The following is a 14542-nucleotide window of genomic DNA, read 5'->3' on the forward strand; positions in this document are numbered from 1 at the left end:
GTTTGAGGGTGTTAGTGTATGAGAGTTGGAGAGGCTGAACAGCATTTTACAAATTATTCTCTTCTTTATTCACTGAAGAAAATGAACACCACTTTTCTGACTGGCTCATCATATTAACTAACATCCCTATTATTTGGTTATACTTGTTGTGCAAATTATTGTATTGCTCGTCATTCATATAATGGCAGGTAAAAAGCAAATTGAAGCCATGTTTGGGTTTCTCTTGCTTCTCCCTCCGAATCTGTAAGCTTAGCAATAAAGGATTTTTCATATTTTCTTTTTCCCCAAGCCTCACTAATATTTGCCGTTACAGATCTTGATGATCTTCTTATCTGATCTGTAAGTGAATAAAGTTCTTCCTTTGGAAAAGATTTTGAGAGTTCATAAATCAGCTGTGCAGCTTCAAATGATTTTTGAAAAACTTTTAAGTCCTGATGAAATTTAATCGTTGACATACACTACTATTTATTTAAAATTAAAAAAATATTCAAATACACCAACACTCTAACTCTCAGACCCTAAAACTCTCCCACCCAATTATTCTCTCACAAGCGGCATTGTAGAGCATCTCAACAAACCACCCATTTTGGATATTTCTCTGTAAGGAATTTCTTCAACGGTCATTCCCCACTCGTTTCTCAAATGGTCATTCATTCTGGTGAATGCTTTATCTGAAACTACTACATCAGGAGAAATAGAGAAGATATTAGGGAACATTTCAAACATTTCTTCATCATTGATATGAAAACAGTTTTCTTCTCCGAAAATGTCGATGATTAAGCGGTAGTCACTTTCATCTACGAATCCGTTTTTATAAATGATACATTTGTCTTCTCCTACCGGATTAAATGTACAATCCAGATGCAGAATCCCTTCAAACGGAACTTTATCATTTTTCTTCAGTTCCAGGTCGATGATTCTTTTCTTTGGAAAATATTCTTTTAAGATTTCAATGGCATACTCATTCGTTCTTGCCGTCTTATAATTTCTGTAATCTTCGCTGAAGCAGGTTCCGATAAAAATAAAATCATTCCATACGATAACATCTCCTCCTTCAATATGTGCTGTTTCCGGAAGGTTGATAATCTTTCTCCATGCTACTTTCTCAAAAACGCTTTTGTATGCTTCCTGTTCGTCTGCTCTGTCTGCAATCACATTAGATATAATCATCTTGTCATCAATCACAAAGGCTACATCTCTGGAAAAAACCTGGTTGTAATCTTTGATGATACTTGGGCGCAGTACTTCAACGTCATACTTTTTCAGAACTGCTTCAAAAGCATTCATTTCATTGATAATATCCTCTTCTTTAGGATAAATGTTGTGTTCGATTGAGTAATATGACTTTGCGTCATAACTTTCCTCTAGTGTAGGAACTGCTCCCAGTGAATTAGGCTGGCCTAAAACTACTGACTTCAGCCTCCCCGTTTCGTTTTTAATATTTAGTCTCATAAAGATTTATGCAATACTACAAATATAAGTAAAGGTCTCTACCTATAAAACTTTTGGATTATTTTATGTATTAAATTTGATTTCTAAAATCAACACTCTTCAATAAAATTTCCTTGTCTGTTCAGTCTATTACAGTGAATAGCTCCAAAAACATCTACAACTTACTATTTTCCATCTACATAAGAACAAAAAAACAGATAATTATATTATTTAATTTCCTATATTAGTGATATAATTTTCGCGAAATTATATACCTTAAAACTTAACTATTAACACCAAAAATCAAAGTTATGAACAAGAACAATCCGGTGCTGAAAAACGCACAAAAATTAGGAAGAGAACAACAAAAATCAGTAATGGGAGGCGCTCCAATCTCAACAGGCAGAAGATGCTGCGAGTGGGATGATACAGGAAAATGCTATATCTGGACATGCGACAGATGCCAATGTCCATAATATAAAATGAAAACCTGCTTGAAAAAGCAGGTTTTCTTATCTCGTTCTGTTCTCTTCTTCTGTTTTCTGGGTTTCCTTTACCTGATATTTTGAACTTCCTAGATTATAACTGAGCGAAAATACAAGTCTGCTGCTATCCCACCAATGGGTCAAGCGATTATCCATAATCTGTTTGTGCCGGAATTCCAATTGTTGTTCGTAGGAATCCAGCAGATTACTAAAACCTATTTTAGTGTTCAGTTTATTATCAAACCATGACTTTTGAACTGATACATCTATGGTATACCTTGGCTTGATAATGTAAAGACTGTTTCCCGTTTTTGATTCATAACCGGCAAATATATTCGCGGTAAATCCTTTTGGAAGTGAAAATACCTGATTCAGTCTCACTTCATAATTATAGATATTCAATGCAAAAACCTCATCCAGATAGGGTCTGAATTCATAATTATAATATCCTGTGATCTGACTGGTGAGATTCCACCATTTTGTAATTCTGATTGGAAAACTGGTTTCCAAAACAGCAAAGTTCCGGTAAGGAAGATTCGTTCCCAGATATTCTAATACATTCGTTTCAGGATTGTATAAGGGATAACGTGTCATAACGTCTTTTTCTTTTCCGACTGTAAAACTTGTGATCCAGTTTTTATAGCGATAGGTAGCTTTGATCTGGTTTGTAAAGGAAGGAAGCAGATAAGGATTTCCAATCCAGTAATTTAACGGACTGAAATAAAACCGGAACGGATTAAGCTGTGAGAAAACCGGTCTTGTTATTTTTCTACTGTAAGAAAGGAAAAGTTCGCTGGACTTGTTAAAAGTATAATTTGCAATTAATGATGGCAGCCATTTCAGATACTTTCTTGCAACAACAGAATCTACAGTAATTGCATTGGAAATACTGTTTGTATTTTCAAATCTTAGGCCTGCATTGATCTGTAAGTTTCCCATTTTCTGCCTGTATGCCAGATAGCCTGCCAAAATTTTTTCTTTATATGAAAACACATTACTTCTCGTAGGATCAAAGACAAAACGGTTTCCGGCAGACAATGTATCATACCTGATATTGTTTTGGGTGTCTGAATTGCTGTATTTCACTCCCGCCTCAAGATCTGCATTATCCATTTTCTGTGAAACATCTATCTGAGCAGTATAGATATTTATTTTATTAATCAAGTCAGATTTCCAATAAGAAAGAAGATTTGCTGTAGTCTGATCTTTATTGATAAAATCATCATTCTGTTTGTTTTTAACTGAAAGATAGTTTCCTAAAAAACTGAGTTTAAATCCTTTACTTTGAAAAGAATAATCGGTGGTGATTCCATAATTATCCTGTAAATAATAGGTGGGATTTTCACTGACTGTATTCAATACTGTTTGGGTTTCACTTTTATCGGTAGTAAAAAGTGATCCGTTTCGGGCACGGTCATTGTTCCTGAAGTTACCTCTCAGATTAATCCCTAGTCTGTTTGTATCATTCAGCCTGAAATCAGCTCCCATCTGAATATTGTAGACCTTCCCGAAATCCTCCTGATAGGTATGGGTACGCATAATATTGGTATTTGCCAGCCGCTGCAAAGCCTGATAACGATAGGCTGAAATACCTTCATTATAGCCTGTCTGAAGGCTGTATGTCACTTTTCCCGTATGATAAGATGTATTGAATGCATTTTCCCTGTAGTTGAATTTATTAATATACACATTACCATTATAGCTGGCTTTCCAGCCGAGACTGGTATTCTTTTTTAATTTAATATCAATAATTCCTTTAAATTCTGCATCATATTTTGAAGAAGGATTGGTATTTACCTCCACAGATTCTACCATTTCAGGTGATAAAGACCGTAAATAGGCCTGCAGCTCCTGATTACTCATCACAACAGGTTTTCCATCAATAAGAACAGCCGGAGCAATTCTTCCGCCAATAAAAATTCCGTCTTCCTGATCTACTGCGACACCAGGTGTTTTTCTTAAAACATCAAGAAGATGGATAGAGGTTTTAAAGTCTTTGTTTCCGGCAACAGAGACAACCAGGTTTCCATTATTCAGTTTCATCCTTCGTGGAGCTGATTGAAGAATGACTTCTGAAATATTCGTGGTGGAAGATTTTGCTTGAGTCAGAGAATCCGAAACGTTCCTTTTTACAATTTCTTGTGCCTTACCAAAAATTGAGAGAAACAACAGGAGTAACAAAAACCACAATTTGATAATCATAAATATTAAATTTTATGACATCAAAAGTATTGGCTTGCTGCAACAGTATGGTTTTGAAATTGAAATTCCGCAGTACTGAATTATAAATTTGAACTCTGAAACCTTGGCTCAGTAAGGCTTTGAGACTGCTTATATAAAAGAGGGGTTGTATTTTTAATTTTCTTGAAGGTTGAAAAGAAAGTTGACTTGGAATTAAATCCAACTTCATACCCGATCTCTTCAATTTTCAGATAGGAACCATTTTCTATTTTTTCGCAGGCTTCATTGATCCTGTATTCATTGATGCAGGTCGCAAAACTTTTCCCCAAATTATCATTCAGCAATTGGGAAAGCTGATGGGCTGACATATTCATTCTTGAAGCAAGATCATTCAATTTTAAATTTGGATTTTTATAGAGTTCTTCCGTATCCATTAACCTTTCTAATTTTGATACAAAACTATCCACCTGTTCTCCGGAAATCTTTTTATTGGAATATTTTTCTGTTTCTTTTACCGGAAGCTGCTGATATTTTTTATTAAATAAAATCAAAAAGTTGGCATATAGCACAAACGAGAACACAAGACTTCCACCTGCACAATAGATTTGTACCCAACCTGTAGAAATCAATTGATACGTTAAAAAGATAATCACATTACTCACCAGAACCGGAAGAACAAATTTGTTTGGACTTTTATGATTCTGTTTAACGAAAATATAATACTGATAGACTGCAAGAAACACAAATGCGGACCAAACGGTATAAATAAAAGTACCAAAATAGTGATCCCATGTAATGGGGAAGATCAGATATAATAACCCTACTACTCCTAAAATAAGGGTTAATATTCCAAACCATTTCTGACAGTTCTTCCAGCCAAACTGATCTTGTTTAAAGGAAGATTTCACGTAATAATATAAAGCTGGTCCGGTGAAAAATAGTGCAGATAGTCCTAAATGCGGGACAATTCTGGGCAGATCAGGATAAAAATAAATACATACAGAAATTCCTACCCTTGAGCTTAGCATTAAGAGAAGAAGCCCTAGAAAAAAATCGGGGAGGTATTTCAGTTTTTTAACAAACAGCAGATAAATGCCCAGCAGAAGTCCATTGAATGCCCCTACTGCACTGAAGAAAAATAACATCTGTTGTCCGAAAGTCATGATAATCCAGTTATTTATTTTTTATACAATGGGATAGTAATACTGCAGCTTCTTATAATGCCTGATTATTCAATCATTTGGCTTTGAGCTCCCAATAATTTCATAAAAGTAAAATTAATAAATTATTGAATCCAATTTCATCAATATATATTTTTTTCTAAGAAATATTGCAGATTAATATCTCTTTTCCATCTGCATATTCTTTACCCCATTCACATAAGTTTTTCAAAATCGGGATAACGTCTTGTCCTTTGTTTGTGAGTACATACTCAATTCCGGCAGGAGTGGTATCGGGAATTTCTTTTTTAATAATAATTTTATGGGTTTCCAATTCCTTTAGTTGTCTCCCCAGAACCTGTTCAGAAATATTAGGCAATTCTTTCTTTAAAAGGTGAAACCTGTTATTTCCCTCCGATATCGAGTAAATAATTTGTGACTTCCAACGTCCACTGATGATACTTACTGCGGAATTCAGTTCACAAATACCAAACAAAAACTGTTCGTTTGCCGCATTGGTTGAAGTTTCTTTTCTCATAATTATCACTCACAATTTTGTTCGTTATTGTAATATACGAACAGCTTACAGAAATTTACATTAAAATTACAAAATTATGAGTACAAAAAACATCCTGTTGATTATTGGTCTTGTAATAAGCCTACAACTGCTCAAAGCGCAGGAGAAGTGGATTCTGAAATCCGAATTTATGTCAAAACCGGATACGATATTTGTTTTCAAACCTAAAACCTATAACGAGAAAGAGAAATATCCCTTAGTATATTTATTACACGGGTACAGTCAAAATTATCGTCAATGGTCACAAACAACTAATCTTCAGCAGTTGTCTGATCAATACAAAATGATCATCGTCTGCCCGGATGGGTTTACCACATGGTATATAAACAGCCCTTATGATAAAGGGGCAAGAGCTGAAGATTTCTTTTTTAAGGAACTGGTTCCCAAGGTTCATAAAAATTTCAATATTGACAAAAAAAATATTTTCATCAGCGGGTTGAGTATGGGAGGATATGGTGCTATCCGATATTTTTTGCTTCATCAGGATTATTTCAATACTGCAGGAAGCACAAGTGGCGCTTTTTCTCTGGATCCCAATATCATCAGAAATGCAAGCTTGCAATTCTTCAATACAACAAGGATTACTGATGACCTGAACAAAATATTAGGTTCACCGGAAGAATGGAGCCAGTATAATATTTCAATACTTTTGAAAACCTATAATAAAGGAAATCCTATTTTAATAGATTGTGGTTCGGAAGATATACTTTATCCTTCCACCATTGAAATCAGAGATATTGCTGATAGTCTGAAAATTCCCATTACATTTATTTCTCAACCGGGAAATCATAATACAGAATACTGGAAAAACTCCATTGAGTATCACTTTATTTATTTCAGACAACATTTTAAATAAAAAGAAACCCAAAGCAAGCTTTGGGTTTCTTTTATGGTATAAGCAAATATTATCTGCTTGCGATGTCGATGTAGTTTCTTTCCTGAGCACCTTGGTAAACCTGTCTTGGTCTTCCAATTGGGTCTCCTTTCAGTCTCATTTCTTTCCATTGAGAAATCCATCCCGGAAGTCTTCCTAATGCAAACATTACTGTAAACATTTCTGTAGGGATACCTAACGCTCTGTAGATGATACCTGAATAGAAGTCTACGTTTGGATACAGCTTTCTTTCTACGAAATATTCATCTTCAAGAGCTACTCTTTCTAACTGCATTGCAATATCAAGAGCTTTATCCTGAATTCCTAATGCTTTAAGGATATCATCAGCAGCTTTCTTGATGATTTTTGCTCTTGGGTCGAAGTTTTTGTAAACTCTGTGTCCGAATCCCATTAGACGGAAGCTATCAGATTTATCTTTAGCTTTAGCAACATATTTAGATACGTCACCACCATCTTTTTCGATCAGTTCAAGCATTTCAATTACCGCCTGGTTAGCACCACCGTGAAGTGGTCCCCAAAGTGCAGATACCCCAGCAGAGATAGAAGCGAAAAGACCTGTGTGAGCAGAACCTACCATTCTTACTGTAGAAGTAGAACAGTTTTGTTCGTGGTCTGCGTGAAGGATTAATAATTTATCTAAAGCATTTACAACTACCGGATCGATTTCGAAATCAGCGTTTGGTAATCTGAATGCCATTTTGTAGAAGTTCTCTACGTAGTTTAGGTTGTTATCCCCGTGGTTTAATGGTAAACCTTGAGTTTTTCTGTAAGTCCAAGCACAAAGGTGAGAGAACTTGGCGATCATAAGCTCTGCAGCATGATCCATTTCTTCTTTAGAGTTTACGTTAACTGCTTTTGGGTTGAAAGCTGTCAAAGCAGATGTCATAGAAGATAAAACTCCCATAGGGTGAGCAGAACGAGGAAAAACATCAATGATTTTTTTCATTTCGTCTGCGATGAAGTTATATTTTTTAATATTATTGTCGAATGAAGTAAACTGATCCTGAGTAGGTAATTCTCCATGTAATAAAAGATACATTACTTCAGTAAAGTTAGATTTTTCAGCAATCTGCTCGATTGGATAACCTCTGTAGAATAATTCTCCTTTATCTCCGTCTAAGTAAGTGATGTCGCTAATGGTAGCTCCTGTATTTTTGTAACCTAAATCCAGAGTGATCAAACCTGTCTGGTCTCTTAATTTTGAAATATCAATCCCTCTGTCTCCGATAGTACTATCCACGATAGGATATTCATATGAATTACCGTCGTAATTCAATATTACTTTGTTGTCTGACATTATTTATTTATTTTTTTTAAATATACCACTTTCCATAAAATACGGCAAACTAAAAATTTCGCTTGCCGTTATTTATAAATTCAATTAATTATCTTTTGATTTTAAAAGCTTCCAATCCTGGGAAAATCGCAGTTTCGCCTAAAGCTTCTTCGATTCTCAACAACTGGTTGTATTTTGCCATTCTGTCTGATCTTGAAGCTGAACCTGTTTTGATCTGTCCGCAGTTCATTGCTACTGCTAAATCAGCGATTGTAGAATCTTCAGTTTCTCCTGATCTGTGAGACATTACTGAAGTGAATTTGTTGTTCTGAGCCATTTGTACCGCAGCCATTGTTTCAGAAAGAGAACCAATCTGGTTTACTTTTACAAGGATTGAGTTTGCAATACCTTCTTTTACTCCTCTTGATAATCTGTCTACGTTGGTTACGAATAAATCATCACCTACCAGCTGTACTCTGTCACCGATTTTATCAGTTAACATTTTCCAACCTTCCCAGTCATCTTCCTGCATACCGTCTTCGATAGAGATGATTGGATATTTAGCAGCCAATTCTGCAAGATAAGATACCTGCTCTTCTCTTGATCTGTGAGCTCCTTTATCTCCCTCAAATTTTCTGTAATCGTAAGTTCCGTCTTTGTAGAATTCTGAAGCCGCACAGTCTAATGCCAACATGATGTCATCACCAGGCTTGTACCCTGCTTTTTCGATCGCCTGAAGTAAAGTATCCAAAGCATCCTCAGTTCCGTTGAAAGTAGGTGCGAAACCTCCTTCATCTCCTACAGCTGTAGAAAGACCTCTTCCTTTAAGGATAGATTTCAGGTTGTGGAAAATTTCAGTTCCTTTTCTCAATGCGTGAGAGAAAGAATCTGCTTTTACCGGCATGATCATAAATTCCTGGAATGCGATAGGAGCATCTGAGTGAGATCCACCATTGATTACATTCATCATTGGAACAGGAAGCGTGTTTGCGTTTACTCCTCCTACATATTTATAAAGTGGCATTCCCAATTCTGCAGCAGCAGCTCTTGCTACGGCTAAAGAAACACCAAGAATAGCATTAGCACCAAGATTTCCTTTGTTAGCCGTTCCGTCAAGATCAATCATAATCTGATCGATATAGTTTTGTTCAAAAACCGGTTGTCCAACTAAATTCTCTGCAATTACTTCTTTTACATTTTCAACAGCTTTCAGAACTCCTTTTCCCTGATATTCTGAACCACCGTCACGTAATTCTACCGCTTCGTGTTCTCCTGTAGATGCTCCTGAAGGCACAGCAGCACGGCCCATTGCCCCGCTTTCTGTAAATACATCTACTTCGATGGTAGGGTTACCTCTGGAATCTAAAATCTGTCTTGCTTCTATATAAGAAATTGCACTCATTTTTTATTTTTTTTAGTTTAGACAAATTTAATCAAAATTTAACTTTCAGGGGTATTTCGAGGGATTTTTTTGAAATAAATCCGAGTTAAATTTTAGTTAATTTATATTATGATAATTCCACAATTTCTTTGTGCTGGATTGAGGATTTAAAATAGGGAAAGAATGATAAAAAAACTCACCTCTTAAAATTTTAAAAGGTGAGTTTTTATTCAGTAATTATTATGCTATTCTTTTTTCATTGCATCAAAATTGAAACTGACATTTAAGAAACCAAAAAGATTATTGTTTTTAATGTCATATTTTAAAATCAACGGAACCCAAAGGTTTTTTAAAATTCTTATTCTTAAATCTGCATTGGCTAAGAACTGGTCATTCTTTTCATCTGTCATTATTCCTGAAACAATTCTTTTATATTCAAAATTAGGTTTAAGTTCCACAATAGATTTCTCCTTCGTTTCCCAAATTGAAATATTTAGTCCTAATTGTGACGAAAATTCTTTCCGTTTTATCACAGAAGTTGTGATACTATCTTTTGCTTTAAACTGATTCCGGAAGTCTATTTCCAATTTACTTCCCTTCTTAGATTTTAATCCTTGCAGATAAACCAAATTGGCATCAAACTCGTCCAAGAACTTAGAATCCTTTTGAAAATTACTATGGAATCCTACAGTTAATAAAGGCCGCCTTTTTAACTTCCCTAATTCATCTTGAAAAGTATCTAAAAATTGTTTAGCATCTATTCCATCCTGCTCTTCCAGCAATATCTTTTTAAAATCTTCCGGCAGGTTATCTATTGGCAAGTAATACTGTTTTTCAATAGAAGCCTTTGCTAATTTCTCAATTTTCTGATAGTTTTCAGGAGTTGCTACGTTTCTATATTTTTGTAAGGCAAAAATTAAAGCAGAACTTAATTTGGCAAAATATTTACCGGATTCATACTCTTCTCTGGCTAAACTGGCTATAGTTGTATCTCTTTTGTTAATGATTGCCCAATCGAAGCCATAATTAAATCCTTTAAATTTATAGTCATTATCGAGGTTTAATCCTATTTGTATCTGAAAATTTCTATAAAAGGTTTCTCGTTTACTTGCATAGTTATAGTCAATTAATAAAGTACTATCAACTTTCGATCTCAACGAAAAAATGTTTGCTTTAAATTGAAAAGATTTGTTTTCACTTGTTAATCCTTTAAAAGAAGCCTGCATATAATCAGTCAATACATCTTTCCAGTTTCCCGATTTTGTTTCTTCAATCTTTTTATAAAAATCATCTGATTTTAAATCATTTTTAGTTAAGGCTCCATTCTGGGCACAAACCAATAATACATTAAAGAAAAACAGAACAATCCCTAATTTATGTATAAGTGTTTTCATGATTCCTTTTATTACTTTACTTTAAAATGATACGTCAATAAATACCCATTCCCTTTTCTATTGGCTGGATTTAAATCAGAATCCTCACTAAGGACAATATCTCCATCAATTTTCACTCTTGTATTTCTATCTATTGATAATGGATTCGACCCAATTATATAAAGATCATAATCTGCTCCCTCTTCTAATTCAAATTCTTCAGAAAAAGTTCCTTTTTCTGTTTGTTCAAAAAGTGGTTCTGTACTCCCTTTTTTAAAAATTTTATAGATAATTCCTAAAATTGAAGTGCCCCCTGTTACTGTAATATTTAATGTTATAGTTTTCATGATATCAAGTTTTTTAAAGTTATTATTATTTATTTTCTGGGTGTAGGAGATAAAAGCCCGGCTAAAGCTCCTATGGCTCCAGATGAAATGGTAGCAAAAATAGTTACCAGCTGATTATCTTTGGGTTCTCCACCACTCCATGCAGAAATTAGAATAAGTCCTGCAATAATTCCAATAATTGCCAGACCAAGCATAATGACTATAATTCTATAGATCCAATAATCTGTACCTCTCCCATTTCGGATTTCCACATTTTTTATGGCTTCTATGGGATTGGTTTTAAATTTCTCCTGAAGATCAGTGTTGTTTTTTAAAGCAGCTTCCAAATCTCCAATACTGTCGTTAATTAAAGTTTTCATGGCTGTTAATTTTATATATCAAATTTCCATCTAAAAAACATACCTGTCAATTACACAAAAGGGTAATTTTTATACTATTATTTTAAAAACCAGGCAGGTTCCGGGGTTTTCAGATGAAATATGACATTCACCGGATAATTCATTCATTCTTCTTTTCATATTTCTGAGGCCATTTCCTTTTGGCAGGTCCTCCTGAATACCGATTCCGTTATCTGATATTTTCATAGAAAAGTTATTTTCTTTCTGTGAAAATGAAAGTTTCAATGTATCAGCATGGCTGTGTTTGTATACATTATTCACCGCTTCTTTTAAGCAGAGAAAAAGATTACGTCTCATTTCAGTAGAAACAGGAGTTTCCGCAGTGATATCTTCACATTCTGAAAGCAATATTATTTTTGTTTTCTTTAAAAAGTTTCCGGTATACAATATTGCATAATCAATAAAGCTTCCCAACGTATCATTTCCAGAATTCAAGCTCCAAAGCATTTCCCGCATAGAAATATTCATTTCTTCGGAGGTTTTCAAAAGTTCATCAATGTCGCTTTCCAAATCGTCATCTGTAGCTTTCTGTTTCAGAAATTCTGCCTGAAGTTTCAGGGCAGAGATTCCCGCCCCCAGATCGTCATGCATATCGTGGGAAATACGTTCGCGTTCCAGTTCGAGAACTTTTTGTTTTTCGAGTTCTTTCTGCAGGAGCTGGTTTTGGTGTTCGGCTTCTTTGAGCTGTTGTTCTTTCAGATATAAAAGCTGTTTTCGGTTGTACATTAATACGATGAAAATTGTAAAAGCAACCAAAAGCACCACTAAAAGTAATGCAATTAAAAAAATAAGTTTTATTTCTGAAGGTAAAGACTTCATTTTTTATTCATTGAGTTATATTTATGTAAAGCAATATAAAATAAACCACCGCATACAATATTGATTACATTTAATATTTGTTTCAGCAGTTTTAGAAATGGCTTATCAATTTCATTCAGCAGATACATGGGGATAATCCTGAAAAGAAAAAAACAACTCCATAAAAGTATCGAGGTTGAGATCCAAAAAACGGGATCGTCTGTAATTTTCGACTTATTAATATTATTTAATTTATAACTGCACCAATACAATACCTGTAATATATTGATAACACAATACGTAATAGCAATATTCAAATTATATTTATCAACATAAAAAAGTTCAATATTCAATACTGTTACTATTAAGACGATTGTAGATATTACAACAGCTATCTTCCTATTTTTAAAGTGTCGAAAATAAAAAATGATAAAATAGAAGCTATTGTAAAGATTCAAATAGTTATACTGAATTGATTTGGTTGAAATAATATTAATTTCTGAAAAAAAATCTACAACAAAATTTACGATGAGATATAACAAAAAATAGTCTTGAGAGGATATTTTTTTTCCTCTCAAAACTATGATTCCTTTTATCAACACCATAGAAGAAATGATATAGTAGGCTGTAATAAGCATTTTATGGCTCTAAACTTCCCTGATCATAATATGGGAAATCTGCACTAAGTAATTGTTTATTATTATCTGAAGGCATAGTTGCCAAATATATTGACTGTTTTCCTGCTCCAAAACTTACTGTCTTTTTTCTTCCAATGCATGGTATAAAGTCAAGTCTGGAAATACTTTTTTTAAGACATCCTTCCAGGTACATGTGCATTCTATCAATATATTGTTTTACGAGAATCAACTCATAGCGTATAGAATTTGCTACATAAGCGTCATTGGATGCATTAGTGAGTGTTCTCCCTAAATTTGTACTGTCAAATCTTCCTAATTGGGATGCATCTACCTCATAAAATCTATCCAGGTTAAAAACAAAATAATGTTTATCCAACTTAGTTGTATCTGATGCCTCATGGAAGGAAAGGCTTGCATACAAGTATCCTTCTATACTTTTCAGTGCTAATTGATTTTCAGGCATCATCCTAGAAAATTCACTAATTGTAGTATTTGTAAGTTCTCTAAAAGATATTTTCATTATTGTATACCCCTCATTCAAATGGTCCCTAACAAGGGTTTCAAATAATTGAAAATCTATGTACAATTCCTGGCTAATATCAGGAGCCCTCTGCTCAAACAACGCTCTATTTTTTAAGAATTCATCATCGCCTATAGGATGGGTTACGAAAAAATCCACCCCATTCTTTGTAATATAATCCTTTATCCATTGCTCACGTTCCGTAAACTCCTTCATTTCATAGAAGTCTTTAATCGTTCCTTCCTTTTGCATCGCAATAATAGCAGCCTCCAGAGCACATTTAAAATCATGCAATTCTTTTTCCATTGTTTCTTAGTTTTTTGATTGGTTTAATTTATTAATAGCCTCCACTTTATTGTTGACGTGAAGTTTTCTGTAGATATTTCCGACGTGTTTTTTTACCGTATCAATGCTGATGCATTTTCTATCAGCAATTTCTTTGTAAAGGAGTCCTTCTGAAAGTAACTCGAGAATTTCCTTTTCACGTTCAGTAAGCTCATCAAAACCTTTAATTTCCGGAAGTTTTCTTTCAAAATGTTTGAGCACTCTTCGGGCAATGGAAAAACTCATTGGAGCTCCGCCCTGGTATACATCGCGGATAGAAGAGAGAATTTTGTCCATACTTTCTCCTTTTACAAGATACCCCATAGCGCCGGCTTTTAAAGAATTAAAGATTTTTTCATCATCATCAAAACTGGTACACATGATAAATTGTGTATCGGGCATCTCTTTTCGCAGCTTTTCTATGATTTCGATTCCGAGCATATCCTGCAGCTGGATATCCATCATCACAACATCCGGCGAAATGGCGGGGAGATTTTGCATGGCATCATTTCCGTCAAAGAACTGAGCAATTACCTTCATATCCTGTTGATAATTGATGACTTTCTTCAACGCGTTGTTGTAGTTTTTTTCATCTTCTACTATGGCAATGGAAATGCTCATGACTTTGTTTGTTTGTAGCAAATTTCAACAGAAAACAAATGGAAATCAATTACACCTTTGGGTAATATTAATCTTTGAGTTTGCAATGATGATTTCAGTCTTTAGTTTTTAATAAATTTAATCAATTTTTCATTTAA

At 34.3% G+C, this 14542-nt stretch carries 15 protein-coding genes; 2 read left to right on the forward strand and 13 right to left on the reverse strand.

Features of this window, described 5'->3' with window-relative positions:
- Positions 1-170: 170 nt before the first annotated feature.
- Together SFA27_RS20695 and SFA27_RS20700 are read right to left on the reverse strand one after the other, a co-directional pair.
- The gene (locus tag SFA27_RS20695) at positions 171-455 is read right to left on the reverse strand and encodes a four helix bundle protein (protein WP_407294614.1); all 285 of its coding nucleotides are present in this window, start codon (positions 453-455) and stop codon (positions 171-173) included.
- 82 nt (positions 456-537) lie between these two features.
- Entirely contained in the window at positions 538-1452 is a 915-nt protein-coding gene (locus SFA27_RS20700) for a dimethylarginine dimethylaminohydrolase family protein (RefSeq protein ID WP_034694718.1), read from the reverse strand.
- Positions 1453-1742: 290 nt separating this feature from the next.
- On the opposite strand from SFA27_RS20700, the gene SFA27_RS20705 reads away from it, so the two are divergent.
- Complete coding sequence (locus SFA27_RS20705) at positions 1743-1907, forward strand: hypothetical protein (RefSeq protein WP_156118387.1); 165 nt, start codon at positions 1743-1745, stop codon at positions 1905-1907.
- A 36-nt stretch (positions 1908-1943) separates the two neighbouring features.
- On the opposite strand, the gene SFA27_RS20710 is transcribed toward SFA27_RS20705, so the two are convergent.
- The 3 genes from SFA27_RS20710 to SFA27_RS20720 form a co-directional block, all read right to left on the reverse strand.
- Positions 1944-4118, reverse strand: a complete 2175-nt coding sequence (locus SFA27_RS20710; protein WP_407294617.1) for a TonB-dependent receptor domain-containing protein — start codon at positions 4116-4118, stop codon at positions 1944-1946.
- A gap of 80 nt (positions 4119-4198) precedes the next feature.
- Positions 4199-5260 (reverse strand): helix-turn-helix domain-containing protein, encoded by a 1062-nt coding sequence (locus tag SFA27_RS20715; RefSeq protein WP_407294619.1) that lies wholly within the window; start codon positions 5258-5260, stop codon positions 4199-4201.
- A 157-nt stretch (positions 5261-5417) separates the two neighbouring features.
- Positions 5418-5795, reverse strand: a complete 378-nt coding sequence (locus tag SFA27_RS20720; RefSeq protein ID WP_047376594.1) for a helix-turn-helix domain-containing protein — start codon at positions 5793-5795, stop codon at positions 5418-5420.
- Between the two features lie 76 nt (positions 5796-5871).
- Here SFA27_RS20720 and SFA27_RS20725 point away from each other — a divergent pair, with 76 nt between their 5' ends.
- On the forward strand, positions 5872-6690 hold the full coding sequence (locus tag SFA27_RS20725; protein ID WP_047376593.1) for an alpha/beta hydrolase family protein: 819 nt from the start codon (positions 5872-5874) through the stop codon (positions 6688-6690).
- A gap of 49 nt (positions 6691-6739) precedes the next feature.
- Here SFA27_RS20725 and SFA27_RS20730 read toward each other — a convergent pair whose 3' ends face one another.
- The 8 genes from SFA27_RS20730 to SFA27_RS20765 form a co-directional block, all read right to left on the reverse strand.
- Positions 6740-8026 (reverse strand): citrate synthase, encoded by a 1287-nt coding sequence (locus SFA27_RS20730; RefSeq protein ID WP_264518736.1) that lies wholly within the window; start codon positions 8024-8026, stop codon positions 6740-6742.
- A gap of 88 nt (positions 8027-8114) precedes the next feature.
- The gene (gene eno, locus SFA27_RS20735; protein ID WP_047376592.1) at positions 8115-9407 is read right to left on the reverse strand and encodes a phosphopyruvate hydratase; all 1293 of its coding nucleotides are present in this window, start codon (positions 9405-9407) and stop codon (positions 8115-8117) included.
- 224 nt (positions 9408-9631) lie between these two features.
- Positions 9632-10780 (reverse strand): hypothetical protein, encoded by a 1149-nt coding sequence (locus SFA27_RS20740; protein WP_407294623.1) that lies wholly within the window; start codon positions 10778-10780, stop codon positions 9632-9634.
- An 11-nt stretch (positions 10781-10791) separates the two neighbouring features.
- Complete coding sequence (locus SFA27_RS20745; protein WP_407294625.1) at positions 10792-11106, reverse strand: hypothetical protein; 315 nt, start codon at positions 11104-11106, stop codon at positions 10792-10794.
- Between the two features lie 29 nt (positions 11107-11135).
- The gene (locus SFA27_RS20750) at positions 11136-11465 is read right to left on the reverse strand and encodes a hypothetical protein (RefSeq protein ID WP_047376589.1); all 330 of its coding nucleotides are present in this window, start codon (positions 11463-11465) and stop codon (positions 11136-11138) included.
- A 69-nt stretch (positions 11466-11534) separates the two neighbouring features.
- The gene (locus SFA27_RS20755; RefSeq protein WP_047376588.1) at positions 11535-12323 is read right to left on the reverse strand and encodes a sensor histidine kinase; all 789 of its coding nucleotides are present in this window, start codon (positions 12321-12323) and stop codon (positions 11535-11537) included.
- Positions 12324-12941: 618 nt separating this feature from the next.
- Positions 12942-13766: a hypothetical protein gene (locus tag SFA27_RS20760; protein ID WP_047376586.1), complete on the reverse strand. Its 825-nt coding sequence runs from the start codon at positions 13764-13766 to the stop codon at positions 12942-12944.
- A 6-nt stretch (positions 13767-13772) separates the two neighbouring features.
- Positions 13773-14405 carry a response regulator transcription factor gene (locus SFA27_RS20765; protein WP_047376585.1) on the reverse strand — a complete coding sequence of 211 codons (633 nt, stop codon included), beginning with the start codon at positions 14403-14405 and terminating at the stop codon, positions 13773-13775.
- Positions 14406-14542 lie beyond the last annotated feature (137 nt).

This window comes from Chryseobacterium sp. HR92 (assembly GCF_045689405.1).
GTDB lineage: Bacteria > Bacteroidota > Bacteroidia > Flavobacteriales > Weeksellaceae > Chryseobacterium > Chryseobacterium viscerum_A.

Bases quoted from the DNA above. Each gene is read 5' to 3' on its own strand.
- SFA27_RS20695 (WP_407294614.1), bottom strand. From the start codon at position 455: ATGTCAACGATTAAATTTCATCAGGACTTAAAAGTTTTTCAAAAATCA.
- SFA27_RS20700 (WP_034694718.1), bottom strand. From the start codon at position 1,452: ATGAGACTAAATATTAAAAACGAAACGGGGAGGCTGAAGTCAGTAGTT.
- SFA27_RS20705 (WP_156118387.1), top strand. From the start codon at position 1,743: ATGAACAAGAACAATCCGGTGCTGAAAAACGCACAAAAATTAGGAAGA.
- SFA27_RS20710 (WP_407294617.1), bottom strand. From the start codon at position 4,118: ATGATTATCAAATTGTGGTTTTTGTTACTCCTGTTGTTTCTCTCAATT.
- SFA27_RS20715 (WP_407294619.1), bottom strand. From the start codon at position 5,260: ATGACTTTCGGACAACAGATGTTATTTTTCTTCAGTGCAGTAGGGGCA.
- SFA27_RS20720 (WP_047376594.1), bottom strand. From the start codon at position 5,795: ATGAGAAAAGAAACTTCAACCAATGCGGCAAACGAACAGTTTTTGTTT.
- SFA27_RS20725 (WP_047376593.1), top strand. From the start codon at position 5,872: ATGAGTACAAAAAACATCCTGTTGATTATTGGTCTTGTAATAAGCCTA.
- SFA27_RS20730 (WP_264518736.1), bottom strand. From the start codon at position 8,026: ATGTCAGACAACAAAGTAATATTGAATTACGACGGTAATTCATATGAA.
- eno (WP_047376592.1), bottom strand. From the start codon at position 9,407: ATGAGTGCAATTTCTTATATAGAAGCAAGACAGATTTTAGATTCCAGA.
- SFA27_RS20740 (WP_407294623.1), bottom strand. From the start codon at position 10,780: ATGAAAACACTTATACATAAATTAGGGATTGTTCTGTTTTTCTTTAAT.
- SFA27_RS20745 (WP_407294625.1), bottom strand. From the start codon at position 11,106: ATGAAAACTATAACATTAAATATTACAGTAACAGGGGGCACTTCAATT.
- SFA27_RS20750 (WP_047376589.1), bottom strand. From the start codon at position 11,465: ATGAAAACTTTAATTAACGACAGTATTGGAGATTTGGAAGCTGCTTTA.
- SFA27_RS20755 (WP_047376588.1), bottom strand. From the start codon at position 12,323: ATGAAGTCTTTACCTTCAGAAATAAAACTTATTTTTTTAATTGCATTA.
- SFA27_RS20760 (WP_047376586.1), bottom strand. From the start codon at position 13,766: ATGGAAAAAGAATTGCATGATTTTAAATGTGCTCTGGAGGCTGCTATT.
- SFA27_RS20765 (WP_047376585.1), bottom strand. From the start codon at position 14,405: ATGAGCATTTCCATTGCCATAGTAGAAGATGAAAAAAACTACAACAAC.